The organism is Mucilaginibacter inviolabilis, assembly GCF_011089895.1.
GTDB classification, from domain to species: Bacteria; Bacteroidota; Bacteroidia; order Sphingobacteriales; family Sphingobacteriaceae; genus Mucilaginibacter; species Mucilaginibacter inviolabilis.
This window is the reverse complement of the sequence record NZ_JAANAT010000001.1, coordinates 2515080-2542063: the sequence shown is the minus strand read 5'-3', so window position 1 is coordinate 2542063 and position 26984 is coordinate 2515080. Positions and strand designations below refer to the sequence as shown.

The 26984-nt window shown below is 45.3% G+C and carries 16 protein-coding genes; 13 read left to right on the top strand and 3 right to left on the bottom strand.

Annotated elements, in window-relative coordinates; all coding sequences use genetic code 11:
* Nucleotides 1–46: 46 nt before the first annotated feature.
* The 7 genes from G7092_RS10390 (at nt 47) to G7092_RS10360 (ending at nt 15901) form a co-directional block, all read left to right on the top strand.
* Nucleotides 47–3205 carry a SusC/RagA family TonB-linked outer membrane protein gene (locus G7092_RS10390; RefSeq protein ID WP_166088888.1) on the top strand — a complete coding sequence of 1053 codons (3159 nt, stop codon included), beginning with the start codon at nt 47–49 and terminating at the stop codon, nt 3203–3205.
* A gap of 81 nt (nt 3206–3286) precedes the next feature.
* A complete protein-coding gene (locus tag G7092_RS10385) occupies nt 3287–4783 on the top strand; it encodes a RagB/SusD family nutrient uptake outer membrane protein (protein ID WP_166088886.1) in 1497 nt (498 codons plus the stop codon).
* Nucleotides 4784–4938: 155 nt separating this feature from the next.
* Nucleotides 4939–7728, top strand: a complete 2790-nt coding sequence (locus G7092_RS10380; protein WP_166088883.1) for an alpha-L-rhamnosidase — start codon at nt 4939–4941, stop codon at nt 7726–7728.
* Nucleotides 7729–7960: 232 nt separating this feature from the next.
* Entirely contained in the window at nt 7961–9112 is a 1152-nt protein-coding gene (locus tag G7092_RS10375; protein ID WP_166088881.1) for an acyltransferase family protein, read from the top strand.
* Nucleotides 9113–9127: 15 nt separating this feature from the next.
* The gene (locus tag G7092_RS10370) at nt 9128–11407 is read left to right on the top strand and encodes a beta-N-acetylhexosaminidase (protein WP_166088879.1); all 2280 of its coding nucleotides are present in this window, start codon (nt 9128–9130) and stop codon (nt 11405–11407) included.
* A 12-nt stretch (nt 11408–11419) separates the two neighbouring features.
* Nucleotides 11420–13729: a glycoside hydrolase family 3 N-terminal domain-containing protein gene (locus G7092_RS10365; protein WP_166088877.1), complete on the top strand. Its 2310-nt coding sequence runs from the start codon at nt 11420–11422 to the stop codon at nt 13727–13729.
* Nucleotides 13730–13732: 3 nt separating this feature from the next.
* Complete coding sequence (locus G7092_RS10360) at nt 13733–15901, top strand: GH92 family glycosyl hydrolase (protein WP_166088875.1); 2169 nt, start codon at nt 13733–13735, stop codon at nt 15899–15901.
* Between the two features lie 129 nt (nt 15902–16030).
* On the opposite strand, the gene G7092_RS10355 is transcribed toward G7092_RS10360, so the two are convergent.
* The gene (locus G7092_RS10355; protein ID WP_235953807.1) at nt 16031–16822 is read right to left on the bottom strand and encodes an SDR family oxidoreductase; all 792 of its coding nucleotides are present in this window, start codon (nt 16820–16822) and stop codon (nt 16031–16033) included.
* Nucleotides 16823–16957: 135 nt separating this feature from the next.
* Here G7092_RS10355 and G7092_RS10350 point away from each other — a divergent pair, with 135 nt between their 5' ends.
* Nucleotides 16958–17488, top strand: a complete 531-nt coding sequence (locus G7092_RS10350) for a lipocalin family protein (RefSeq protein WP_166088870.1) — start codon at nt 16958–16960, stop codon at nt 17486–17488.
* Between the two features lie 212 nt (nt 17489–17700).
* Here G7092_RS10350 and G7092_RS10345 read toward each other — a convergent pair whose 3' ends face one another.
* Nucleotides 17701–19188 (bottom strand): OmpP1/FadL family transporter, encoded by a 1488-nt coding sequence (locus G7092_RS10345; protein WP_166088868.1) that lies wholly within the window; start codon nt 19186–19188, stop codon nt 17701–17703.
* A 104-nt stretch (nt 19189–19292) separates the two neighbouring features.
* Nucleotides 19293–20201, bottom strand: a complete 909-nt coding sequence (locus tag G7092_RS10340) for a hypothetical protein (protein WP_166088866.1) — start codon at nt 20199–20201, stop codon at nt 19293–19295.
* 99 nt (nt 20202–20300) lie between these two features.
* Between G7092_RS10340 and proS the strand changes: the two genes are divergently transcribed.
* From proS to G7092_RS10315, 5 genes are all read left to right on the top strand, one after another.
* A complete protein-coding gene (gene proS, locus G7092_RS10335; protein WP_166088864.1) occupies nt 20301–21773 on the top strand; it encodes a proline--tRNA ligase in 1473 nt (490 codons plus the stop codon).
* A gap of 11 nt (nt 21774–21784) precedes the next feature.
* Nucleotides 21785–22300 carry a hypothetical protein gene (locus G7092_RS10330; protein ID WP_166088863.1) on the top strand — a complete coding sequence of 172 codons (516 nt, stop codon included), beginning with the start codon at nt 21785–21787 and terminating at the stop codon, nt 22298–22300.
* A 78-nt stretch (nt 22301–22378) separates the two neighbouring features.
* Entirely contained in the window at nt 22379–23518 is a 1140-nt protein-coding gene (locus tag G7092_RS10325; RefSeq protein WP_166088861.1) for a cystathionine gamma-synthase, read from the top strand.
* 93 nt (nt 23519–23611) lie between these two features.
* The gene (locus tag G7092_RS10320; RefSeq protein WP_166088859.1) at nt 23612–24427 is read left to right on the top strand and encodes a TIGR02757 family protein; all 816 of its coding nucleotides are present in this window, start codon (nt 23612–23614) and stop codon (nt 24425–24427) included.
* Nucleotides 24428–24959: 532 nt separating this feature from the next.
* On the top strand, nt 24960–26957 hold the full coding sequence (locus tag G7092_RS10315) for a KUP/HAK/KT family potassium transporter (protein ID WP_166088857.1): 1998 nt from the start codon (nt 24960–24962) through the stop codon (nt 26955–26957).
* The last annotated feature ends 27 nt before the right edge of the window (nt 26958–26984 follow it).

Sequence of the window (26984 nt, the reverse complement as noted above, 5' to 3'; positions counted from 1 at the left end):
TAGCCGAATTTCATTAACCAATACATTAACCAAACACAACCAAGGTATGCAATTAAACTTTACGAGTAGGGTATTATATGCGCCCCGGACAACAACCTCCAAGCTATTTTTAATCTTAAAACTAACGGGTTTATTACTGATCACGGGCTGTTTACAGCTTAGGGCTAAAAGTTTCACAGAAGCTCCTCCGGAACCCATAACTATAACGGGCCAGGTGAAGGATTCTCAAAATCAACCGTTACCGGGTGTTAATGTGAAAATAAAAGGAACAAATATTGGAGCAACCACTGGCACCGACGGTAAATTTAGTTTACAGGCTGATGATAACGCCGTATTGATATTCACTTTTGTGGGTTTCAGAACCAAAGAAGAACCTGTAAATAAACGAACCTCTATCGATGTGGTATTGGAAGAAGATAAGACCCAATTAAACGAAGTAGTGGTGGTAGGCTATGGTAATCAGGAACGGAAAGATGTAACCGGCGCTGTGGGAACAGTTAAAATGTCGAACATCAAAGAGATCAAAGCGGCTAGTGTTGATCTGAAGCTGGCCGGGCAACTGGCCGGCGTAACCGTGAACCAGGTAACGGGTACCCCAGGTGGTGGTGTATCTATCAATATCCGTGGCGCGGGTTCAGTGGGTGCCGGCGACGATCCCTTGTATGTAATCGACGGTTTTCCTATCTCCCCCGGGTTTGATCAGTACTCCAATCCGCTCAGCACCATTAATCCCGATGATATTGAAAATATCAGCGTGTTAAAAGATGCCGCTTCTACGGCTATATATGGCTCACGCGGGGCAAACGGTGTTATATTGATCACCACCAAAAGGGCTAAAAAAGGAGAGTCATCAGTAACTGTAAATACATCCACTGGTATCCAGACCATATTGCCCAAAAGTAAGCTCAAAATGATGACCGCCTCTCAGTTTGCACAGTGGCGTACGGAGGCTATACAGGACGCCAACAAAGTTAACGGCACCAATGACCCTATACCAGATGCGTATAAAAACCCGGCATCGCTGGGTAAAGGCACCGATTGGTTTGATGCGGTTACCCGGGTGGCTCCCATGCAAAATTATGATGTAACTATTGCCAATGGTACTGATAAGGTAAGGTCTTTATTTTCCTTAGGCTATTTTGATCAGGAAGGCACGGTGCTGAATACCGGTTTTAAAAGATATTCCTTAAAGGGTAATATGGACGCTCAGGTGGCCAAAAACGTAACTGTGGGTTTAAGTATAGCGCCAACTTACAGCCTTCGTAAATTGCAGGAAACAGATGGGCATTTCCAATCTGCGGTGCTGAGCCAGGCTTATCTGGAAAGCCCGCTGGTGCCCGTAAAACAACCCGATGGCTCGTATACTAATGTAGTAGGCTCGCCCGGTACATTCCAAAATGCCAACCCGGTAAGCGAACTGGTAAATACAACCAATAAACGAAATGAATTTCGTATACTAGCCAATACCTATGCAGAATGGCAGATTATCCCGGGATTAACCGCCAGGTCAACCTTTGGGGTTGATTATCAAACCAAATCGCAGGATTATTTCAGACCATCTTTCCTGGGCGCATTCAACAATCATAACATCGATGGTACGCAGGTAAAGGCAATTGGCTCAGTTACCTCGGTAAATTCCCTTAACTGGCTTAATGAAAATTCCGTTAACTATAAAAAAACTTGGGGCAATCATACTTTAACCGTATTTGGCGATTATTCCATTCAACAGGAAACAGATCATAACCGGTTTACCTTCGGAACAGGCTATCCGGATGATGTTGTCAAGTCAATTGGAGCTGCAACCATTATAACAGCTCCAAAGGATGCCAATAATGATCAGGACTGGCGGCTACTGTCACTTATCGCCCGTGTAAATTATGCTTATAAAGATAAATACTTGTTAAGCGGATCTATCCGCCGTGATGGTTCTTCGAGATTTGCTCCGGGACACCGATGGGGAACATTTCCTTCGGTATCAGGCGGATGGCGGATCTCTGACGAATCCTTCTTTCCAAAAATACCGGCTATTGAACAGGTGAAATTTACTGCCAGTTATGGTCTTGCCGGTAATAATAATGTAGGTAACTATGATTACATAGGATCAATTGATCAAACCAATTACACCTTTGGCGGCGGCCTTGCACCAGGCCAATCCATAACCACATTAGGCAATGCCGACCTGGGTTGGGAAACCACCAGGCAACTTGACATCGGCATGGACCTTTCGCTGCTGAAAGGGCGCATTTATTTAATCGCAGAGTATTATAACCGCTATACCCAGCGGATGCTGCAATACATTCCGGTACCTATTGTGTCGGGCTATGGTTACGCTTTATCAAACGTAGGTAATGTGCGTAACCGTGGTTGGGAGTTTACGCTAACCACCAAAAATATTATAGGCAGTGGGTTTAACTGGAGTACAGATATGAATATATCTTTTAACCGTAACAAAGTATTGAGTTTGGGGCCAACTCAACAGATATATGATGCCCCCGCCAACGATAACCCAACTAATATTACCAAGGTAGGCCTGCCGCTGGGGCAGTTTTACGGTTATATATTCCAGGGGATATTCCAGAACCAGGCCGAATTAGACAAATATCCGCATTTTGATGGCGAGCAGGTGGGTAATATACGCTACAAGGATGTCAACGGTGATGGGGTAATTGATGGCGGCGACCAGGTGCCGATTGGCAATCCATGGCCAAAATTTACCTTCGGTTTTAATAACCACTTTTCATACAAACACTTTGATATGAATATCATTTCGGCTGGTTCTGTAGGTGGCCATGTGTTTGACGTATACAAGCAGTTTACCACCAATCTGGATGGGGTGTTCAATGTGGAGCAATCTGTGATACAACGCTGGCGTTCTGCCAGTCAGCCGGGCGCCGGGCTTTTGCCAACAACGGTATCCAATACTAACCTGGCCCGTGATTATTATCCCTCGTACTGGGTAGAAAGCAACTCTTATCTCATGGTTAAGAATATTGACCTTGGGTACAACTTTAAAACCAAATTCAGTAAAAATTTCAGGGTTTATTTCAGCGCACAGAATGCTATCCTGATTACCGGTTACAGAGGTGGTAACCCCGAGGTAGGTATTGATGGGCAGGAAGGGAACCGATCTCTTTCACCAAATGTGAATTTTACCGGTTACCCTGTTTCTGCTATTTATACCGTGGGCTGTAACGTAACTTTTTAGAGGGGTTTTGGGAGCAAGGATCTTTGGAACAAGGATCAAAGATTTTTAAACCAATGAACCAATAAACTAATAACTGAAGACATGAAAAAATACTTATATATATTATTGATCCTTACCGCTGCCGGGATAGCCGGCTGCAAAAAGGACTATTTGGACCGTCAGCCAACTTCGACCCAAAATGCCGAAAATTTTTACAAAACGCCTGCCCAGTTTACGCAGGCCGTTAATGGCGCTTACGCACCTTTGCAAGGTTTATATACAGGCTCTTTTTGGGCGATGGGCGAAATGCGATCAGACAATACCTCCTATGAATTTGATCCGGACGATCGCTCCGGCACTAATAAAGAGGAGATAGACGAATTCAGGGAACTAAACAATAATGACATGGTGGGTGCTTTTTTTAGTTCCTGCTATACCGCTATAGGGAGATGCAATGTGATTCTTGCCCGGTTACCCGCAGCTAAATTGCCTGCTGCCATTGCTGATACGATAGGTGGCCAGGCCAGTTTTTTACGCGCTTTTAACTATTTTAACGTGGTGCGGATGTTTGGTGATGTACCGCTGGTATTAACAGAAACTCAATCGGTAGGTGATGCTTATAAAGGGGCCACCAAAGCCCACGCTGCCGATGTGTACACCCAGATAATTGCCGATGCTACTGATGCTATAGCCAAATTACCCCTTAGTTATTCGGGTTTAGGCAATAAAGGCCGGGTTACCAAAGGCACGGCCGAAACCCTGCTGGCCGAAGTATACATGACCCAGAAAAAATTTGATCTGGCCGTGCCATTGCTGCGGGCTGTTATCTCGTCGAATGTTTATAGCTTAAACGCCAATTACGCCGATAATTTTGATATCAACAAAGAAAATGGCCCCGAATCGATATTTGAGATCCAATATATTGAGGGACCTAATGGGTTGGGTAGCGATTTTATTGACACGTTTGCACCCTGGGATGTATATGATACATCGGTAACGGGGCATACATTAGATAATGGTGCCCAAAATGGTTGGAACATACCTACCCAGGATTTGCTGGATGCTTATGAACCCAATGATAAAAGAAGAGCTGCATCGGTTGATGAAACTTTTACATCAGATCAATATGGTATTATCATGCCTTACATCAAAAAATACCAGAGTATTGGTGCGGTTAAAGGTATCACCGGTAATAATTTTCCGGTGTATCGTTACTCCGATGTGTATCTGATGCTGGCCGAATGCCTGAATGAGCAGGGTTTTGCAGGCGGTGGTGACGCCTTCAGATATTTAAACCTGGTGCGAGAGCGTGCCGGCTTACCTGATAAAAGTGCCGGTAATGCTGATGCTACGCTGAATGTGGCTAATCAAGAAGATTTTCGCGCTGCTGTGGCGCATGAAAGGCAAATCGAGCTATGTTTCGAAAACCACCGCTGGTTTGACCTCCTGCGTACCGGAAAAGCGGTAGCGGTAATGACAGCCCATGGTGCCAGGGAAAAAGCGATCAAGAAACCATACTGGAATGTGAACTCAGCTGCTTATACTAATATTCGTTTGCTTTTCCAGTATCCGTTAAACGAAGGACAATTGGAACATTAACAGGTATTTATGATCCTGTAAAACCTTTATGGGGTCATAATACGTTTATATGTAGTGTAAGCAGTATTTGTAACAATGCCATCATATTTACTTTTGAGGCTAAAAAATATGTTATATATACAAACAAAAACCGTTCTTAAGCTATATTTAGTAGCATGAATTACATAGCCGAAACAGGTACGCTCAAAAAGGCGGGCCTGAGTATCGTAATATTACTTTTTATTTGTTGCCGGGGTTTTGCGCAGGCTCAAAATGCGCCTGTTAATTTTAGGGTTGATAATTTAATATGTGAGTATAAAATTAACCCCATAGCTGTTGATGCGGCCAACCCGCGGATGGGCTGGAAACTGATAACCCAGGATCGTAACATACAACAAACTTATTACGAGATACGGGTAGGTACCAACGCTGTATCGTTAACCAAAGGCAAAGATCTGATCTGGACATCGGGTAAGGTTCCTTCAGATGAATCGGCTCATGTATATTACGGTGGACCGATGCTTACCTCGCGCGAAAAATGTTACTGGCAAGTACGGGTATGGAATAATAAAAACCAGGTAACACCCTGGAGTATGGTAAACTTCTGGAAAATGGGTTTACTGAAACAGGAAGACTGGTCGGCCAAATGGATCCAGGATAATTACCTGTCTGATACCACAGGCGGCCCGAGCCCTATGTTCCGCAAAACATTTAAACTCGATCGTAAAATACGCGCCGCTCACTTATATATTACCGCTCATGGTGTATTTGAAGCACAGATAAACGGTAAAAGGGTAGGCAACGATTACTTCGCACCCGGTTGGACAAGTTATAACAAACGGTTGCAATACCAGGTATATGATGTTACCTCGCTACTCCGCAGAGGCGAAAACGCTACCGGTGTAACCATAGGCGACGGTTGGTACCGGGGCTATACCTACAATCGTAAAAAGAATGTGTACGGTAAAAAATTGGCCCTGTTATATCAGCTCGAGATAGTTTATAGCAACGGTAAACGCGAACTGATCACCTCAGATAAAAGCTGGAAGGTAGCTTATGGTCCTATCCGCTCATCGTCGTTTTTCGATGGCGAGGTTTATGATGCCCGCAAAGAAAAAAGCGGATGGACAGAGCCTTTGTACAAAGATGCTACCTGGGACACCGTAAAAACAGACGAAAGCATTAAAAGTAACCTGATCACTACCATTGGTCCTACGGTAAAAAAACATGAGAGGTTTTTACCACTTAAAGTTTTCACTACCCCCGCCGGCGAAAGAGTCATAGACTTTGGGCAAAACCTGGTGGGTTGGGTACAATTTAAACTGAAAGCCAAAACCGGCGATACCGTTCGGCTTTTCCATGCCGAAGTGCTTGATCAGAAAGGTAATTTCTATACCAAAAACCTGCGTACCGCCAAACAGGAGATCACCTATGTATTTAAAAGCGATAGTGTAGAAAGCTATGAACCTCATTTTACCTTCCAGGGCTTCCGCTACCTGAAAGTGGTGGGTTATAATGGGCCGCTGGATTCTACCAACGTTGCTGCCTATGCCTTATATTCAGATATGGCACAAACGGGCAAGTTCTCTACCTCAAACCCGCTCATTAATCAACTACAACACAACATACAATGGGGACAAAAAGGTAATTTTATTGATGTGCCTACCGACTGCCCGCAGCGGGATGAACGCATGGGCTGGACGGGCGACGCACAGGCCTTTATCCGTACTGCTACTTTTAATATGGATGTAGCGGGATTTTTTACCAAATGGCTCAAAGATCTTTCGGCCGATCAGCACAAAGATGGGGCTGTACCTTATGTGATCCCCAACGTATTGGATAGTGTTTCGTCGGCTGCCTCGGGTTGGAGCGATGTGGCCACTATTGCCCCCTGGACTATTTACCTAGCCTATGGCGATAAACAGGTATTGCAGCAGCAATATGAAAGTATGAAGGCCTGGGTGGGCTATATCCAGCTCCACAGCCGTAATTACCTTTGGGACACCGGCAACCACTTTGGCGACTGGCTCTTTTATGCCGGAACTAATTATGAGGATGGAGCCGCCCTGACCGATAAAAACCTGATAGCACAGGCATTTTACGCCTATTCTACTCAGTTACTCATCAATGCCGCCAGAATTTTGCAAAGAGGCGATGATGTACAGAAATACACGCAATTACTATACAATGTTAAAAAAGCTTTCCAGAGTGAGTATGTAACCCCCAATGGGCGTATGATATCGGGTACCCAAACCTCCTATGTACTGGCGTTGAACTTTGATTTGTTGCCCGAAAATTTACGGGAATCAGCAGCAAAAAGATTGGTAAACAATATCCAGGATTATGATGAGCATATTACTACAGGCTTTTTGGGTACACCCTACATTTGCCATGTGCTGAGCCGTTTTGGGCATACCGATATTGCTTATGACTTGTTGATGAAGGAGTCGTACCCATCATGGTTGTATCCGGTAAAACATGGCGCTACAACCATCTGGGAGCGCTGGGACGGCATCAAGCCCGATGGTAGTTTTGAAGATCCTGGAATGAACTCCTTTAACCATTATGCATACGGTGCCATTGGCGATTGGATGTACCGTGTGATAGCCGGTATTAATACTGACGAAAATTCGCCGGGTTTTCATAAGATCATCATTTCACCCCACCCGGGCGGCAAATTGAGCAGCGCGCAGGCCGAACTGGAAACATTATACGGTAAAGTAAAATCGGCATGGAGCATTGATAATGGTATATTTACGTTGGATGTTATTGTGCCACCCAATACCACCGCCGAGATTGTGCTGCCATCAGTAACCGAGCAGATCACCGAAGGCGGCCTTGATATCAATACCATAAAGGAAATTACCGGTATCCAAAAAATAGGTAACGATGAGCATTTGAATGCGGGCTCAGGTACCTATCATTTTGTGTATACACTGAAAACTTTTGGCAAGCACATTAACTAAGACGCTGTCAGAATTAGATTTAACTGATATGGTGAATTATATAAAATCATTACCATTGACTTTAGTCAACGGAGTAATGATTGCAAATAGGGGGCTTTAGCCCAAAATCGCTTGAATAATTGGGCTAAAGCCTTCAAAAATATTTTCTTTAACCGTCGACTAAAGTCAACGGCAATTAATAATTACATTTTAAGCTGAGTCTAAGATTTTTAATCAACAGAGAACAAAAAATATGGCAAACACCATCGTTGGCGATAAAGCCACCAGTATCAGTCGCCCGCGCTTGCTTTCGCTCGATTTTTTTCGAGGATTTACCGTAGCGGCCATGATACTGGTGAATGATCCCGGCGACTGGGGTCATATTTACTGGCCCCTGGAGCATTCCAAATGGAACGGCTGCACACCAACTGACCTGGTTTTTCCTTTCTTTTTATTTATGGTAGGCGTATCTGTTGTTTACGCCATGCAAGCTAAAAAAACGGATACTGCAAGTCATCCAAAATTGATGCTGTCCATCCTGCGCCGTACTATTATTATTGTCCTGCTGGGAATTTGTTTACCACTTATCGGCGATTTTCAATTTGCTCATTTACGTTTCCCCGGCGTATTACAGCGCATTGGTGTTGTTTTTGGCATTACCGCTGTACTCTATATTAAAACCAATACCCGCACGCAGATAATTATTGCTGCTGCCTGTTTAATTGGCTATTACCTGCTCATGACACTGGTGCCCGTACCCGGTTTCGGCCCTGCCAACCTTAATCCTGAAACCAATTTGGGGGCCTGGCTTGATAGGCTGGTATTTACCCCAAATCACCTTTGGGGCGCGTCAAAGACCTGGGATCCGGAAGGATTGCTGGGTACTATCCCGGCTATCGGTACTTGTTTAATTGGTGTGCTTACCGGTACCTGGCTCAAAAGTGATAGGCTAAAAACCGGCAACCAGATACTCCGGTTAACAAACGTCGGAGCCTTGCTGGCCGTTGCCGGATTGATCTGGAATACTTTCTTCCCCATCAACAAATCTTTATGGACAAGCTCCTTTGTCTTGTTCACCGCCGGGTTGGCCATCATTATCCTTTCTGTATCTTATTGGCTTATTGATGTAAAAGGCTATAAAAAATTGTTGCCGCCATTCCTGGCTTTCGGGCGTAATGCTATAGCCGCCTATGTGCTGGCCGATGTTATTCCCGCTATTATATCCATTATCCCGGTTACCGATAACGGGCACAAGACCAATATCTGGTCGTACATGTATTTTCATTTGCTCACGCCAAATTTTTCGCCAGAGAATGCCTCGCTTATTTCGGCTATCTTTACGGTGATCATCATTTTTATACCGGTTTGGATCCTGTACCGCAGGAACATTACGGTTAAAATTTAAACCTTTATACCTTTTATGATTCGTTTCAGCAAAATATATCTGCTTTTAATAATAACCTGTTTGGGCTTAGGTGTAAAAGAATCCACCGCTCAAATGCACATCATTCCACAACCGCTGCATGTAACCACGCAGAAGGGTAGTTTTGTATTGAATAGCAACGCGCTTATCGGCGTTGATAAGCAAAGCGCCGCGGTGGGTAAATACTTACAAGACTATCTGTCCCGGTATTATAAATTGCAGTTAAACCTGAAAGTTTATACCCAAATACCGCCATCAACAGCTATAAGATTAATCAGCAGTAATCTTAAAGGCGCGGATGGCGCTTATGCCCTGAGTATTACTGCCGGTAAAATAACTATATCCGGTAAAGGCGCCGGGATATTTTATGGGGTACAATCGCTTATCCAATTATTGCCTCCGGCTGCTACCAGGACCTTACAGATACCGGTTGGTGCCATTAGTGATGAGCCTCGCTTTCAGTGGCGCGGTTTGAGTATTGATGTATGCCGCCATTTTTTTACGGTTGATGAGGTGAAGAAATACATTGATGTGATGGCGCATTATAAACTCAATGTATTGCACTGGCATTTGACCGATGATGAAGGCTGGCGCATCCAGATTGATAAATATCCAAAGCTGACCGAAGTTGGCTCCAAAATAGCTTATTATGCTAAAGAAGGAAAGTTTCGTAAACTGGACAACCTGGTAGATGGAGGCAACGATGGTTTTTATACCAAAGCCGAGATTCGCGATGTGATCAAATATGCGCAGGACCGGTTTGTGACCATATTACCCGAAATTGAAATGCCGGGCCACAGTGAAGCAGCCATATTTGCCTATCCCGAACTGGGGTGCAAGGATTCTACAGGTGCCAAACACCGGGTACGTATGCTGGACCCCAGCGAATACACTTTTAAATTTATGGAAGATGTGCTGACCGAGGTGATCGCGTTGTTCCCAAATCAATATATACACATCGGTGGCGATGAAGCCGAAATGGTCGACTGGCTCAAAAGCCCAACAGCGGTTGCTCTCATGAAAAAGGAAGGTTTGAAGAACGAGAAGGAGGTGCAAAGCTATTTTATTAAACGCATTGAGAAATTCCTGATCTCCAAAAACAAAAAGCTGGTGGGTTGGGACGAGATATTGCAAGGCGGTTTAGCCGAGTCAGCAACAGTAATGAGCTGGCAGGGCGAAGCCGGAGGTATTGAAGCTGCCCGCATGCACCACCACGTAGTGATGACGCCATTGCCCTATATGTATTTTGATGCCCCGCAGGCCAACGAACAATTGGAACCCATAGGCTGGAACCCGCCGGTTACCTGGCAAATGGTGTACAACTATGAACCACAGTCGAGCCAGTTAACGCCTGCCGAGGCTGACTATATTTTAGGTGCGCAAGGCAATATCTGGACGGAAAAAATACCCAATGCCCCGCATCTGGAGTACATGGTTTATCCGCGTGCACTGGCTGTGGCAGAACTGGCCTGGAGCAGTAAAGAGAATAAGAACATCGATCGTTTTGAATACAAAATGAAACAGCAGTATCCTTATTTTAAACTCTGGAATTTCAACGCGCGCCTGCCCGATATTGTGGGTGTTGATCATATTATTACCAATGCCGACCGGCTTAAACAAACACTGCAATATCCTTTATCTGGAGCACAGGTACGTTATTCGCTCAACGGTAAAATGCCCGATAGTACGGCTAAAGCAGTGGCATTCCCTGTGAATATCGACGTTACATTGAAGGATAGCCTGCAACTGAAAACCTACACCACCTGGAGCCTGAACGCACAGCACATATTACAAAGCGCTACTATAAAACATATAAAAATTAAACCCAGGGAAGTTGGTGTAGCTGAGCTGAAACCTGGTTTAGGCTATAAGCTGTTCAAGGCCAAAGAAAATAATTATGCCAAGCTGGAAGCTGTTACGCCGGTTTCGGTAACCGTAATAACAACAGCCACTCCAATGATACAACCGGTAAGTGATGGCGATCTGACCCTGGTTAAATTCAGCGGACTGATTAAAATTGACACCGAAGGCGATTATGAGCTGACTTCGGGTTTTGAGGTGAGTCCCACTTTGTATCTGGATAATGAATTGCTCATCGCAGGTGAAAAAAATACTTATGTAGAGCCGCAAAAGGCACTACTACATCTTAAAAAGGGCTTTTATGAATTTAGCGGATATTACACGGCCAATGAGGCCAACAGCAAGCAGACATTGTTTGTGTTAAAGGATGCCAATGGTAAATTGCTTGACCCATCGGCATACCTGTTTCATTTATAGATCATATTAAATATGGTGCAAAAAAAATGGAGTTTAACGATAGCGGCATTTTTGATCATATCCGCCGCCTATGCCCAGGTTTATAAAGACCCGAAAGCTCCTGTGCCCGCCCGGGTCAAAGACTTGCTTGGCCGCATGACACTGGAAGAAAAGGTAGGGCAGATGAGTATGAACTCCTTAAAAGGTTCGCTGGATAATCCCATTGCTTATGGTGTGTGCGAAAGCCCCTTCGTTACGATTAATGAAATAGCATCCCTATCCGTTAAAGCCAAAAAGTACGCCCGCGAAAAAACACGATTAGGTATCCCTCCCATACAAATAGGCGAGTGCCTGCACGGGCAACTGGCCGCAGGAGCTACCATATTTCCGCAGGCCATAGCGCAGGGTAGCAGCTGGAATCCGGCACTCATCAAACAAATGGGCTCGGTGATTGCCTACGAGGCATCCTCCTCGGGTGTTGACCAGGCGTTATCTCCTTTATTTGACCTTATTCGCGACCCGCGTTTTGGTAGGGTAGAAGAATGTTATGCCGAAGATCCTTACCTGGTAAGCCAATTGGGAACTGCCTTTGTAACCGGGATGCAGGGCGATGCTGAGCAAAGCCTCATCGGTATTGGAAAAGATAAGGTAATGTGTACTGCGAAACATTTTGCTGCCTATAGTATCCCGGTGGCTGGTATCAATTTAGGGCCTGCATCCATTGGTGAGCGGGAACTGCGGTCGATATTTCTGCCGCCCTTCCGCGATGCGGTGCAAAAGGCTAATATTTACTCGGTAATGCCATCCTATAACGAAATGGACGGTGTGCCTGCCCACGCCAACCGCTTTTTATTGGAGCAGGTGTTGCGTAAAGAGTGGGGCTTTAAAGGCTATGTGTTCTCTGATTACGAAGGCTTGAAAATGTTATACGGTTTTCAACGTACCGCTAAAGATGCGGAAACTGCCGCGCCCATGGCCCTCAATGCAGGTGTTGATCTGGAAGCGCCCAGTCCAGATGTATACAGTAAACTGATAGAGCTGGTAAAAGCAGGTAAGGTAAAAGAAGCGCAGATAGATACTGCAGTTGCCCGCATCCTGACCGCCAAGTTTAAGGCCGGTTTGTTTGAAAAACCTTTGGTTGATACCTTACAACTGAAAAAACGAGTACATACCCCGGCGCATGTGGCCCTTTCGCAGGAAATAGCCGAAGAATCTATCATTCTGCTTAAAAACGATCGGCAATTGCTGCCTTTAAATATCAACAAACTGAAATCGCTCGCCGTGATCGGCCCAAATGCCAACCAGGTACAATACGGCGATTATAGCTCCACCCGGGATAACCGATCCGGAACTACCCTATTGGATGGTATTAAACAATTAGTGGGTAATAAAATAAAGATCAATTACGCCAAAGGCAGCGCATTGTCTGGCCAGGATACAAGTGGCTTTGCAGAGGCGGTTACTGCCGCCAAAAATAGCGACGCTGTGGTGGTGGTTTTAGGCACTACCAGTGTGGTATTCTCCGGTATAGGCTGGAATGGTCATACACCCGAAAGCGAACCCAAAGATCCTTTTACCTGCGGCGAAGGTTATGATGTGACTGATATCAATCCCGATGGCGTACAACGGCAACTGTTGCAGGCTATTTATAAAACCGGCAAACCAGTGATCCTGGTGCTGGTGCATGGCCGGCCCTGGAGCATCAGCTGGGAAAAAGAACATATCCCGGCCATCCTCGAAGCCTGGTATCCCGGCGAAAGGGGCGGCAATGCGGTGGCTAATATCCTATTTGGTAAGGTGAACCCATCGGGCAGGTTAAACGTGTCTATACCTCAATCTACGGGGCATATCCCGGTGTTTTATAATCATGTAAGTTCTGGCAGGGGTTTTTATCATAACCCGGGTTCACTGGATAAGCCGGGGCAGGATTATGTTTTTTCCTCCACCGATCCGCTTTTTCCTTTTGGTTTTGGCCTGAGTTATACCTCGTTTAAGTACAGCAATATGCAGGTATCGGCGATGTCATTTGATAAAGGCGGGCAGGTGCAGGTTTCTGTCGACGTAACTAATACAGGCAGTGTAGATGGTAAAGAAGTAGTGCAAATGTACCTGGGTAATAAAGTAAATTCGGTAACCACGCCGGTGATGGCCCTGAAAGGTTTTGACAAGATAACCCTTAAACCCGGCGAAACCAAAACGGTAAAGTTCAGCATCACACCCCTTGATATCGCCATCTGGAACATGGATATGAAACGGGTAAACGAACCGGGAACCTTTGATGTAATGATCGCCCGCTCGGCAGCAGACGTAGTGCTCACCAAAACGTTGGAATATAAAGAATAAGCTATGCGAAAATGCCTGCTGATCGGAATGCTTTTTTTATGCGGATGCCTTGGCGCTTACGCTCAGAGTTACAGTAAATATGTCGATCCATTTATAGGTACTTCCGCCACGGGGCATACCTTTCCGGGTGCCACGGTACCGTTTGGGATGGTGCAGCTAAGCCCGGAAACGGGAAATTTTGGCTGGAACTATTGCTCCGGCTATCGTTATGAGGATACGGTGATCACCGGCTTTGCCCATACCCATTTAAGCGGTACAGGTGGGGTTGACTTGGGCGATGTGCTGTTCTTCCCTTTTCAGGGTAAAGATCCGCAGCAGTTTGTTAGCAGGTTTTCGCATCGGAATGAAAAAGCCTCACCGGGTTATTATGAAGTGATACTGGATAATAACGATATCAAAGTGCAACTCACCGCCTCGGCGCATACCGGTCTGCATCGCTATACGTTCAACAAAGCCGGTCAATCGCACCTGCTCATCGATATGCAAAGTGGACTGGTAGAGAATGCGGAAGAGTTGAAAGAGCACGTATCCGAAGGAAGTGTCACCATCGATTCAAAAAACGATGTCAGTGGTTACGCTTTTAGCAATCAATGGGTGGAAAAGAAAGTTTATTTCACCGCGAGGTTCAGCAAGGCTTTTACCGGCTCTCATTTTATTGACGAAGATCATCGTCGCCTGATAGTCGACTTTGATACCCAACCCGGCGAAACCATTGAAATTAAAGTAGCCATATCTGGTGTAAGTATCGATGGCGCCCGCAAAAACCTGGCTGCCGAAACCGCTAACAAAACTTTTGATCAGGTTAAAGCCGAAGCCTCCAAAGTTTGGGAAAGCTATTTCAACCGGATGAAGGCCGAAGGTACCCCCTCACAAAAGACCGCCTTTTATACCAGCATTTACCACGCCCTGATACAGCCCAACAATATTGCCGATGTGGATGGCCGATACCGCGGCGCTGATGGTGAAATTCATCAATCGGCAGATAAGGTGTATTATTCCACCCTTTCGCTATGGGATACCTACCGGGCGGCGCAGCCATTGTATACATTGATGTGCCCGGATAAAGATGGAGAGATCATCGAAACCATGCTGCAGCATTTTAATACCGCCAAGCTACTGCCCATATGGACCTTGTGGGGCAAAGAAAGCTATGCCATGATCGGCAATCATGCTGTACCTGCTATAGTGGATGCCGCTTTAAAAGGCATCAAAGGTTTTAACGGAGAGAAGGCATTCGATGCCATTAAAGCCTCGCTCACCAATAACAAAAGCCCCAAGTACAACTGGGATACTTACATGCGCTATGGTTATTTACCGTCCGACTCGGTAAAGCGCGAGGCTGTTTCCCGTACGCTGGAAGCTGCTTATGACGATTGGTGCGCCGCTCAACTGGCCAAATCCCTGCATAAAACAGCCGATTATAACTATTTCAACAAACGATCCAGGTTCTATGTAAATTTGTTTGACAAGTCGACCAACCTGATGCGGGGCCGTTTGGCAAATGGTGATTGGGTGCGTCCTTTTGCCAACCTGGATAGTGGTCAGTTGGCCATTGGTGGCGATTATACCGAAGGCAACGCCTGGCAATATGTATGGTCGGTACAGCAGGATATTCCCGGCTTGATCAAACTCATGGGCGGGAATAAACCTTTTACCGCCAAGCTCGATTCCCTGTTTAGTATGGACTCTAAAGTATTTGGCAAAGGTTCCACATTGGATGTTACGGGGTTGATAGGCCAGTACGCGCATGGCAACGAGCCCAATCATCACGTCGCTTATTTATATACGCTTGCAGGTCAACCTTACAAAACCCAGCGCCTGGTACGTCAAATAGCCGATCAATTTTATCAGAACAAACCCGATAGCCTTTCGGGGAACGACGACTGCGGGCAAATGTCGGCCTGGTATATTTTCTCGGCCATGGGCTTTTATCCCGTTAATCCGGCAGATGGCCGTTACATTTTCGGGGCACCTCAGTTGAGTAAGATAAGCATGGCTCTGGCCAACGGTAAAAGTTTTGTGATCGAAGCCAAAGGTTTATCAGAAGTCAATAAATATGTGCAAAGCATCAGCCTGAATGGCAAGCCTTATCCGAAAAATGATATCAGTCATGCCGATATTTTAAAAGGCGGGCGGTTGGTTTTTGTGATGGGGGATAAGCCGAAGATGTGAAGATAAAAAAGCGTGGGAATGTGCGATTCCCCTCTTGAAAAAAGGCTGTCACCCTGAGCTTGTCGAAGGGCGAGCGCAGAGGCCTACCCACCATGCTTCGACGGGGCTCAGCATGACATCCGCTTACTGCTATTCAATCCTCACCTTATACCGATATCCCAAAATCTCATCCACATGCACACCCTTCACCATCTTCCATTCCTTCAATTCATCAATAAATTCCGGAAGTTCTAATCCCGACCTGATGGCCGCACTCGTATAAAAAGCAGACCGGTCCGGATGATCTGGCGAACAGCCATTGAACAAATAGCCAAATGTCTGCCTGTCAATAATAGCTATGCTCAGGCCAATACAATCATCCAGATGGATGAGGTTAACCGGGGCCTTACCGTTAGCAATATCCTTTTTGCCGGCAAAAAACCTGCCCGGATCACGACCCGGACCGATCAATCCCGCGAAGCGGATAATAGTAGTTTTAAATGTGGTTTCTGCGCTGAACAGGTTTTCTGCTTGTAGTAAGATCCTGCCGGCTTCGGTATTGGGTTGCGGGTTGCTTAATTCATCAACATCGGCATTTACATCGGCATAAACAGCGGTAGAACTGATGAATACCACCTTTTTTACATCGTGCTTTTTAATGGCTTTGATGATGCCTTGTATCTTATCAATAAACTCAGGGCGTTCGCCGCCCCTGCTTTTTGGCGGGATGCAGATAAAGAGAACATCGCAGGCAAAAAAGGAATCGTCATAATGTTCGTTACCAGGCGAAAAGTTCACCAGGTATGGATCAATACCTTCAACAGTTAGCGTATCCATTTTTTGCGATGATGTGGTGGAACCTTTTACAGTATGTCCCTCGCTAATCAATGCCTTTGCCAATGCCTGGCCGTACCAGCCGCAACCTAAAATACTGATATTCATTTTCTGCACCATGACCTGTTTTTGGCCCCACTTTAATGGATTGGCGCAAAGGTAATTAAATATCTAAAGCAGAAAAATGCATAGAATATGCGCTTTTGGGATAAACTTTTTGCAGGCTATAATCGTTGTTGTGATATGAAAAAGGAGATTTTAGCAACATCAGTTGTTTTAGGGTTAACTGCCCTGGCCCTGCAAGCCAGGTGTAAACCTTTAGAAACTGTGAAATACGTAGAATTAAAAAAATATTTAGGTACCTGGTTTGAGATAGCTGCCTTTCCGCAGATTTTTGAAAAGGGCTGCAGCTGCACATCGGCAACTTATGGATTGGCGGAAGATGGTTCAGTCATCGTCAAAAATCGTTGTATTAAAGATGGTAAATTAAAAGTAACCGCGGGACGGGCTTTTGTGACCGATCATACCAACGCGAAACTCGACGTGGAATTCTTTTGGCCCTTTAAAGGTAAATACTGGATCATTGACCTGGCTAAAGATTATAGCTACGCGGTAGTGGGGCACCCCAACCGTAATTATTTATGGATACTGAGCCGCAGGCCAACGCTCGATGAGCAAACTTATAATGAACTGGTAGTACGCGCTGCCGATAAAGGTTTCGACGTGCGCAAACTGGTAAAAACCGAGCAGATAGCCGACGTGTCGGGGATATAGTTATTAAAATACAGTACAATCGAGGGTAACCAATATGTCGTTCCTCTTCGCAATGACATGATTTATTAAGGTTATAAACAGAAAAGGCTCGTCTCGCTGATTGTGTCCTCACGCCAGTTGACAGCATAAAAAAGCCGCCCGTGAGGACACGGACGGCGGAGGAGTATATAGTAAAGACGCATCACCTGCGTCTTTTTTGTTATCGAGTAAAATTAAAACCTGTATCCCAAAGTCAGGAAACCGTTATTGTTTGTCTTTTTAAAATTGGCAGTTGGGTTTCCATTGTTAATTAAGTATGGCGAAAATGCTTCGGAACCAGTAATGTGTGCATAAGTAGCATCCACATAATATTGACCAAATCGCAAACCAATACCGCCGCTAACCGTTTTGATATCGCTGCTTATATCTGTTGCGCCGGTATTATTTTTAAAAGGACTGCCTTGCTGGCTATAGCCGCCACGTAAATAAAACATATTGGTTACACGGGCCTCGGCGCCTACATGTACATTGACAGCCGATTTATAATTGGCTTTAATAGCATTGATATCATCGGTATTATCGTAAGAGTCGTTATTGCTGATATGCGTTGTTGAATAGTCGATGTATTCTACATCGCCCGATATAAAACCATACTTGCCAATAAATACCGCTGCACCACCGGCCAGTTTAAGTGGGGTACGCATGTTGTAATTAAGCGCATAATCGCCAGATGAGTTAGGCTGGTTACGGTTTCCGTTAATTGATGTAGCCAGTCCTTCGGCATAGATGTCATTAATGCTGTAAAATGTTGGCGAGGTGAAGGTAAATCCTAAACGAACCGCTTCCACAGGCTTGTAAATAACACCCAGTTTAACATTGGCACCAGAGCCCCTGGTTGATTGATTTTGCGCGTAGTTGGAATTAAAGGGCGTGGGGGTACCGGTTGTACCTCCGTTAGTGATAGACGCTGTACCATCTTCAATAAACTGGCGGGAATAATCGTACCGGAGGTCTGTTATGGCAACGCCCAAACCTAGGTATAGTTTATTGCTATAGTTGGCGCCAAAAGCAAAATCAAACTCCGATTGACCACCTATACGCGAAATTATCCCGGTTTGGTTTACCGGTACAGATACCGTACTGGCAAAATCGGGTTTTTGAGTGGTGCCGAAATTATCAATCAACTTATCTTTATAAGCCCATTGTGCAAGTGCATCATCCGGGCGGTTATTAGCCGTACCTGCGTAATAATCAGATATGGAGTTAGATGCATTTTTGCCGCTATAAGCTATATTTTCATAAAAGTTATTGGTGCGACTGTAGCCTGCTCCATAATTGATACTGAGCCATCCCTTGGTTTTATCCCTTCCTTTTGCCGTATTGAGGCGCTGGTAAAACACGATGGAAGCGTTGCTTAAGTTGCCGCTGTTTTTACTGGCGTTGCCGGCTTGCCCAAAATAAGTGGAGTTTACTTTAGAACCATTAAATTCAGGTGTGATGCTGAACTCTGAATGGGTGAAAAAGCCCAGACCTGCCGGGTTGCCGCTAATAGAACTTAAATCGCCACCGATAGCGGTACCCGCATTGCCAATGGCTTTGATACGTGATGTAGAACCGTTTTGAAAGGTCGAAAAGCGGACTACATCCTGTGAGTACTGCGCAAAACTGGTTTTAGTAACAGCTACTATAGCGATTATACTAAGTAAATATTTTATTTTCATGGATGTGATCGGTTTTTTTAGATGATGATGTCATCATGAGCAATTGTTCATTTTTTATAAGCGCTTACTCATGATGATTTCATGGAATTTCAGGATAATAAAGTTTATGGTCTGCTTGGTCTGCCGCCACCACCTCCACCGCCACCGCCGGAGCTTCTGGATCCTCCACCCGAATTGTTGGAAGGAGCAGAAGAAGAGCGATCAACCTGGGGCTGATACTGTGGTTGTTGTTGTGTAACGGGCCGTGCATTGTCGGCATTGGTTTGTTGATAACCCGGGCGTGACGGACGCGCATCTGTACGTGCGGGACGCGAATAATTGTTGTTGGTGCCCCGGCCGCCAGGTATATAGCCTATACCACCACCACCGGCCGGTACGCGTGAGCCATAACCTGGTGTGCCACTGGGAATACCCCGGCCACCACCGCCACCAAATGGAATGCCCGGCCCTCTGTTTGGACGTGGCCTGCCCGAAGTGAAGTAATTGCTACCCCAATATCCTCCCGGATAACCGCCACCATAGTAGCCGCCACCATAATATCCGCCGTAGCCACCCCAGCCCAGGCCTCCCCAGCTGTAGCCAAGACCCCAGCCGCCGTAGCCATAACCCAGTCCCCAGCCACCATAACCGTAGCCATAGCCGTAAGGAGAATAGCCATAACCCCAGGGACCATAATTAAAGCCTAAGCTAAAGCCATTGTTATAATAGGGATCGCTGTAGCCATAGTACAAATTATCGTAAAAGCTAAATGGAGAGAAATAGCTGAAACGGTTGATGCGCGATGCATAATCATCGTAATAAAAATAATCGTCATCATCGTCAATATAAGTCTGGCCCTGTGCCGCGTTTGGGTTATAATTGTCGGCCGCGGCGTAAGTAGGTTCATCACCAGCCTTGGCTTTTGAAAAGTAAACGTCATCGCTGATATCGGTATTGGCAAGCTTGGTTGTGGAGCAGGAACTCAACGCCATGGCGCCGATCAGAAAAATTCCTATAGCAATGTTCCGTTTCATATGCAGGTATGTGAAAAGTTCGAGTTCAAATAACTTTTAATTTATAAATTTGGCGCAATATACAAATTCGCACAAGTCAAATTATATATTCCAATCAATATGAGTAAAGGTGTTATTAGTAAAGACGAAGATTATTCGCAATGGTTTAATGACCTGGTAATAAAATCTGATATGGCCGAATATTCGCCGGTTAGAGGATGCATGATCATTAAGCCGTACGGATATTCGATATGGGAAAAAATACAAGCCGTACTGGATCAGATGTTTAAAGATACCGGGCATAGTAATGCCTATTTCCCACTGCTGATACCCAAATCATTTTTTAGTAAAGAGGCCAGCCACGTAGATGGTTTTGCCAAGGAGTGCGCCGTGGTAACCCACTATCGTTTAAAAAATGATGGCGATGGCAATATCATTGTTGACGAAGAAGCCAAACTGGAAGAAGAACTGATCATCCGCCCAACATCAGAAACCATTATCTGGAACACGTATAAAGGCTGGATACAATCATACCGCGACTTGCCTATCCTGGTAAACCAATGGGCCAACGTAATGCGCTGGGAAATGCGTACCCGTTTGTTTTTGCGTACCAGCGAGTTTTTATGGCAGGAGGGCCACACCGCACACGCTACATCAGAAGAAGCCGTTGCCGAAACCGAGCAAATGCTGAACGTATATGCCGACTTTGCCGAAAACTGGATGGCCCTGCCGGTTGTAAAAGGTCGTAAAACCGCCAACGAGCGTTTTGCCGGTGCTTTGGATACCTATTGTATTGAGGCTTTAATGCAGGATGGTAAAGCCCTGCAGGCAGGTACATCACACTTCCTGGGGCAGAACTTTGCCAAGGCTTTTGATGTGAAATTTACCAACAAAGAGAACGCTCAGGATTTTGTTTGGGCTACTTCATGGGGCGTATCTACCCGTTTAATCGGCGCGCTGATCATGGCCCACTCCGATGATGCTGGTTTAGTATTGCCACCAAAACTGGCGCCTATACAAGTGGTAGTGGTGCCTATTTACAAGCACGACGAAGAACTGGACAATATAGCCGCGTACGTAGCCGGCCTGACCAAAGAGCTGAAAGCAAAAGGTATCTCTGTGAAGTTTGACAAACGCGATACCCACCGTCCGGGAGCCAAATTTGCCGAGTACGAGCTGAAAGGTGTACCATTGCGCGTAGCCATCGGCAGCCGGGATATGACAAATGGAACCGTTGAATTGGCCCGTCGTGATACCAAAACCAAGGAAACTACCACACAGGAAGGTTTGGCACAAAAAATTGAAAGCCTGCTGGAAGAGATCCAGAATAATATCTACAAAAAAGCCTTCGATTTCCGTGCCGAAAATACTACCGAGGTAGATACCTGGGACGAGTTTAAACGTATGCTGGATGAGCAGCCAGGCTTCCTGAGCGCCCACTGGGACGGTACATCAGAAACCGAACAAAAAATAAAAGAGGAAACTAAAGCGACAATCCGTTGTATACCTTTGGATAACAAACAGGAAGAAGGCAAATGTATTTTGACAGGAGCTCCTTCTAAACAAAGGGTTCTCTTCGCGAGAGCGTATTAGAGTTGAATTAGATGCATTTTGAAGGAGATAATTACTATATCATTCGCCTCGACTTTAAATTTTACCAGTTATATATTATATGGATTGGTAATGAGGTAGATGAAGTTTTAGTTAATGATGATCTTAAAGTAATTGCATTTAAAACAGAGGTCGGCCTATTGCGGTATTGGAATGATCATATAAGAGGATCAAATACTGAAGTAACCGATTACAATATATATAAAATACAGCAATGGATAACTAATCCTTATCCTCAATTTGACTATGATGTGTTTTTGAACTTATGGAATCTGTTTACGGATATCTCAGAATCAACAAAGCTTAAATTTATAGGCGATGTGAAGGATGAGATTCGGGATGAGGTGTATGATAAGTTATTTAACGCAAGCAATGGTTATTGGGCAAATGAACCCAATCCGGTTTTTGATGACACTGAAATTGATATATTGAATAAGGTGATGCAAAATGGTCTTGATCTGCTGTTGAATAATATTTCAATTGCAGAAAACGAAATAATCCTTCCCTAAAGGATAATAACACAAATAGGCTTCCTTTTAGGGAAGGAAGCTAACCAAAAATTCCCCCTTTAGGGGGTTAGGGGGCCTATGAAATTCGCAACAAAAGCTATACACGCGGGGCAGGAGCCCGATCCAACAACGGGCGCTATCATGACGCCGATATATCAGACATCAACCTACTGGCAAAAATCGCCGGGTGATAATAAGGGTTATGAATACTCACGCGGTACCAATCCAACCCGTAAGGCACTGGAAGATTGTCTGGCTGCACTGGAGAACGCCAAATTCGGACTGGCATTTTCAAGCGGAATGGGTGCTACCGATGCGGTGATGAAACTGCTTGCCCCGGGCGATGAAGTGATTACCGGGAATGACCTGTATGGTGGCTCGTACCGTATCTTTACCAAGATATACGCCAACTATGGCATCAAGTTCCATTTCCTGGATCTGTCGAACCCCGAGATCATCCGCGAGTATACCAACGATAAAACCAAACTCATCTGGATAGAAACGCCGACCAATCCAACCATGCAAATTGTGGATATTGAGGCGATTGGTAAAATATCGAAGGAAAAGAACCTGCTTTTTGTAGTGGATAATACCTTTGCTTCGCCATACCTGCAAAACCCTATCGATCTGGGTGCCGACGTAGTGATGCATTCCGTAACCAAATACATCGGGGGGCACTCCGATGTGGTGATGGGCGCCCTGATGCTGAATAATGAGGAATTGTACAAAAAGCTGTGGTTCATCTATAACGCCTGCGGTGCTACCCCGGGCCCAATGGATAGCTTCCTGGTGCTGCGTGGCATTAAAACCCTGCACCTGCGTATGAAAGCGCATTGCGAAAACGGTCGCCAGATAGCCGAGTTCCTGAAAACGCATCCTAAAGTCGAAAAAATTTACTGGCCGGGCTTTACCGATCATCCAAATCACAACATCGCCAAAAAACAGATGAAGGATTTTGGTGGTATGATATCTATCGTGCTGAAAGGCGCCGATCTGCAGGAAACCTTCCGCATCGCGTCGTCATTTAAAATATTTTCACTGGCGGAGTCTTTAGGCGGCGTGGAATCACTGATTAATCACCCCGTAAGTATGACCCACGGCTCTATCCCCAAAGCCGAGCGCGAAAAAGCCGGTGTAGTGGATAACCTGTTACGCCTGAGCGTAGGGGTGGAGGATATAGAGGATTTGCTGGAAGATTTGAAACAAGCATTATCTTAGTAGCAAGTAGTTAGTATCAAGTATCAAGATTTTTGAATATACAATCAAAGATTCTGTACTTGATACTTGATACTCGCTACTTGATACTAAATTATGATCGAAAACGTAAAAGCCTTCCTCGACGCCAAAGTAGCCCAATACAACCAGCCCGGTTTTATTGAGAACGATCCCATATCCATCCCGCATCTATTTACCCGCAAGCAGGATATCGAGATCATGGGCTTTTGGGCCGCTACTTTATCCTGGGGGCAGCGCGTTACCATCATCAAAAAATGTAAGGAGCTCATCACCCTGATGGATGGCGCCCCTTATGATTTTATCATCAACCACCAGGAACCCGATCTTAAACGGTTGCTCAGCTTTAAGCACCGCACTTTTAACGATATCGATACCCTGTACTTCATCGCTTTTTTCAGGTATCATTACGAACACTTTGAATCATTGGAGGACGCGTTTTTGCCCCCTAACCCCCTGAAGGGGGAACAAGAGGCCAATCAAAAAGCTCCCCCTTTAGGGGACTGGGGGGCTGGACTTGAGGCTTTCCGCTCTTATTTCTTTTCCCTGCCCGATTTTCCGCACCGTACCAAAAAGCATGTGTCGTCGCCCTCACAAAAATCCACCTGCAAGCGGTTGAATATGTTTTTACGCTGGATGGTGCGCCAGGACAATTGCGGTGTTGATTTCGGGATCTGGAACCGTATCAAACCCGCCGATCTGATCTGTCCGCTTGATCTGCATGTAGACAGGGTGGCACGTAAACTACTCCTCATCACCCGCAAACAAACCGATTGGCAAACCGCTCTCGAACTTACCGCCCGTCTGCGTGAATTTGATCCCGCCGATCCCGTGAAATACGATTTTGCCCTCTTCGGATTGGGGATCGAAGAACGCTGGGGTGTGCAGTTTTAACCGCACCCAACCAAGTCTTCTACCAAAGTCATCCTGAACTTGTTTCAGGTCCCACAGGGCAGGCATACCGGCGTAGACTCACCCCTACATCGCTGCGTTCGTCACCCCTCTCTCCGCTTCGCGCATAGAGGGGATCGCCATTTCTTTTTACCTATTCTTATTTTCCTTACCCTCTTTCCGCCGCAGGCGAAGAGAGGGTGGTCCAGCGAAGCGTATACCGGGTGAGTCGTCTCGATTTTGCAAGAAATAATGCTCTTCCAACCGTCCTATCAAAATGATAAAACCTATCAAAATGATAGGTTTTAGAATAGGTGTCAAAATGATGTGAATTTTGTTATGTATCTGTTATATAATGTTTTAACTAAATAAAATTTCCCGGGGCACGAATTTTGGCTATGGGAAATCATCAATCAAATTAATGTATGACGGTGTTGTTTTCTGTAGTTGCCAGCAAAAAAATAAAAACAATGGCACAAATCTCACCGGCAATCTTTACCCCGTTATATCAATCCCTCTTTTTTTATCTCATTAAATGAATTCGCACGTTAAGCAACTCTCTTTCGCGGGTCTGATAGTTACCCTTGGTATTATTTTTGGCGATATCGGTACCTCACCCCTGTACGTTTTTCAAACCTTACTGGTAGAGGGTGGCAAGGTGAATATGGCCCTGGTATTAGGTTCTATATCCTGCATCTTCTGGACACTCACCCTGCAAACCACTTTTAAATACATTGTGATTACCCTGCAGGCCGATAATAAAGGCGAGGGCGGTATATTTTCCCTTTATGCCCTGGTAAGGCGCTATGGCAAATGGCTGGCTATCCCCGCCATTGTGGGAGCCGGAACTTTGCTGGCCGATGGTATTATTACCCCGCCGATATCCGTAACATCGGCTATTGAAGGGCTTAACCTGGTGCCTGCCTTTTCAAGCGTTATTGTGCCTGGTAATAATCTCATCCTCATTATCGTGATCAGTATTATCATCCTGCTGTTCTTTTTTCAACAGTTTGGTACCAAGGTGGTGGGGTCGGCATTTGGGCCCATCATGTTATTATGGTTTGTGATGCTGGGCGTGCTGGGTACCCTGCAGGTAATGCATCACCCATCTATATTTAAAGCTTTAAACCCGTATTATGGCGCACGTTTACTGATGGATCACCCCAAAGGTTTCTGGCTGCTGGGCGCGGTATTTTTATGTACCACAGGTGCCGAAGCGCTGTACTCCGATCTGGGCCATTGCGGCCGCAAGAATATACAGGTAAGCTGGATATTTGTAAAAACTACGCTGGTTTTAAACTACCTTGGGCAGGGTGCCTGGGTTTTGGCACAAGCGCCGGGTAAAGATTTTACCGGTGTTAACCCTTTCTTTGAAATTGTACCGCACCAGTTCCTGATCCCGGGCGTAGCATTGGCCACCATGGCTACCATTATTGCCAGCCAGGCTTTGATCAGTGGCTCGTTCACGCTCATCAGCGAAGCGGTGAGTATGAATTTCTGGCCGCGCATCACCATTAAATACCCATCCAACATCCGCGGACAAATCTATATCCCCAGCATCAACTGGATATTGTGCGTAGGTTGTATCCTGGTATCGTTATATTTTAAAACATCTGCCGCCATGACAGCTGCTTATGGTTTCAGTATCACCATAGCCATGCTCAGTACTACCATTTTAATGTATTACTTTATGCGTTATGTAAAGCACTGGCCGGTATGGATGGTTACTATGATCTTGTGCGTGTTTTTAACGGTTGAGTTCTCGTTTTTTGTGGCCAACGCCGTGAAAATTATACACAGGTTGTTCTTTGTAGGCTTTGAAATAGGTTTGATATTTACCATGTACGTTTGGTTTAAGGCGCGCAAGATCAATAACCGCTTTCTGCATTTTATTGATATTAAAGAGCAGTTACCATTGCTGAAAGCACTGAGCGCCGATACTACGGTTAATAAGTATTCTACCCATTTAATTTATCTCACTAAAGCCAACAACGGTAAACAGATAGAAGAAAAGATCATTTACTCTATTATGAGCCGCCGGCCAAAACGTGCCGATACCTACTGGTTTGTGCATATTGAACGTACTGATGAACCCTATACTATGGAGTACAGTGTTGACCAGATAGAGCCCGGCAAGGTGATCCGTATCGAATTCAGATTGGGTTTCCGGATACAGCCGCGGGTAAATGTATTGTTCAGGAATGTGGTAGAAGATATGGTGCAGCGCAAAGAAATTGATATCACCAGTCAGTACGAATCCTTAAACAAATACAAGATAGCCGCCGATTTCAGGTTTGTGATCATGGAGAAATTCCTGTCGTACAATAACCTGTTCAGCACCTCGGAGGGATTTATCCTCAACAGTTATTTCGCCATTAAAAAACTGGCCCAGTCAGAAGCTAAAGCTTTTGGGTTGGATACCAGCGAAACTCGCATAGAAAAAATACCGCTGGTGGTGAAACCTGTAAGCAACGTGCACCTGAAAAGGGTAGATGCTGTTAGCTACAGCAACGGCGCACTGGAAGTGAATTAAGATAATATCAGACTTACGAAGTTTCAA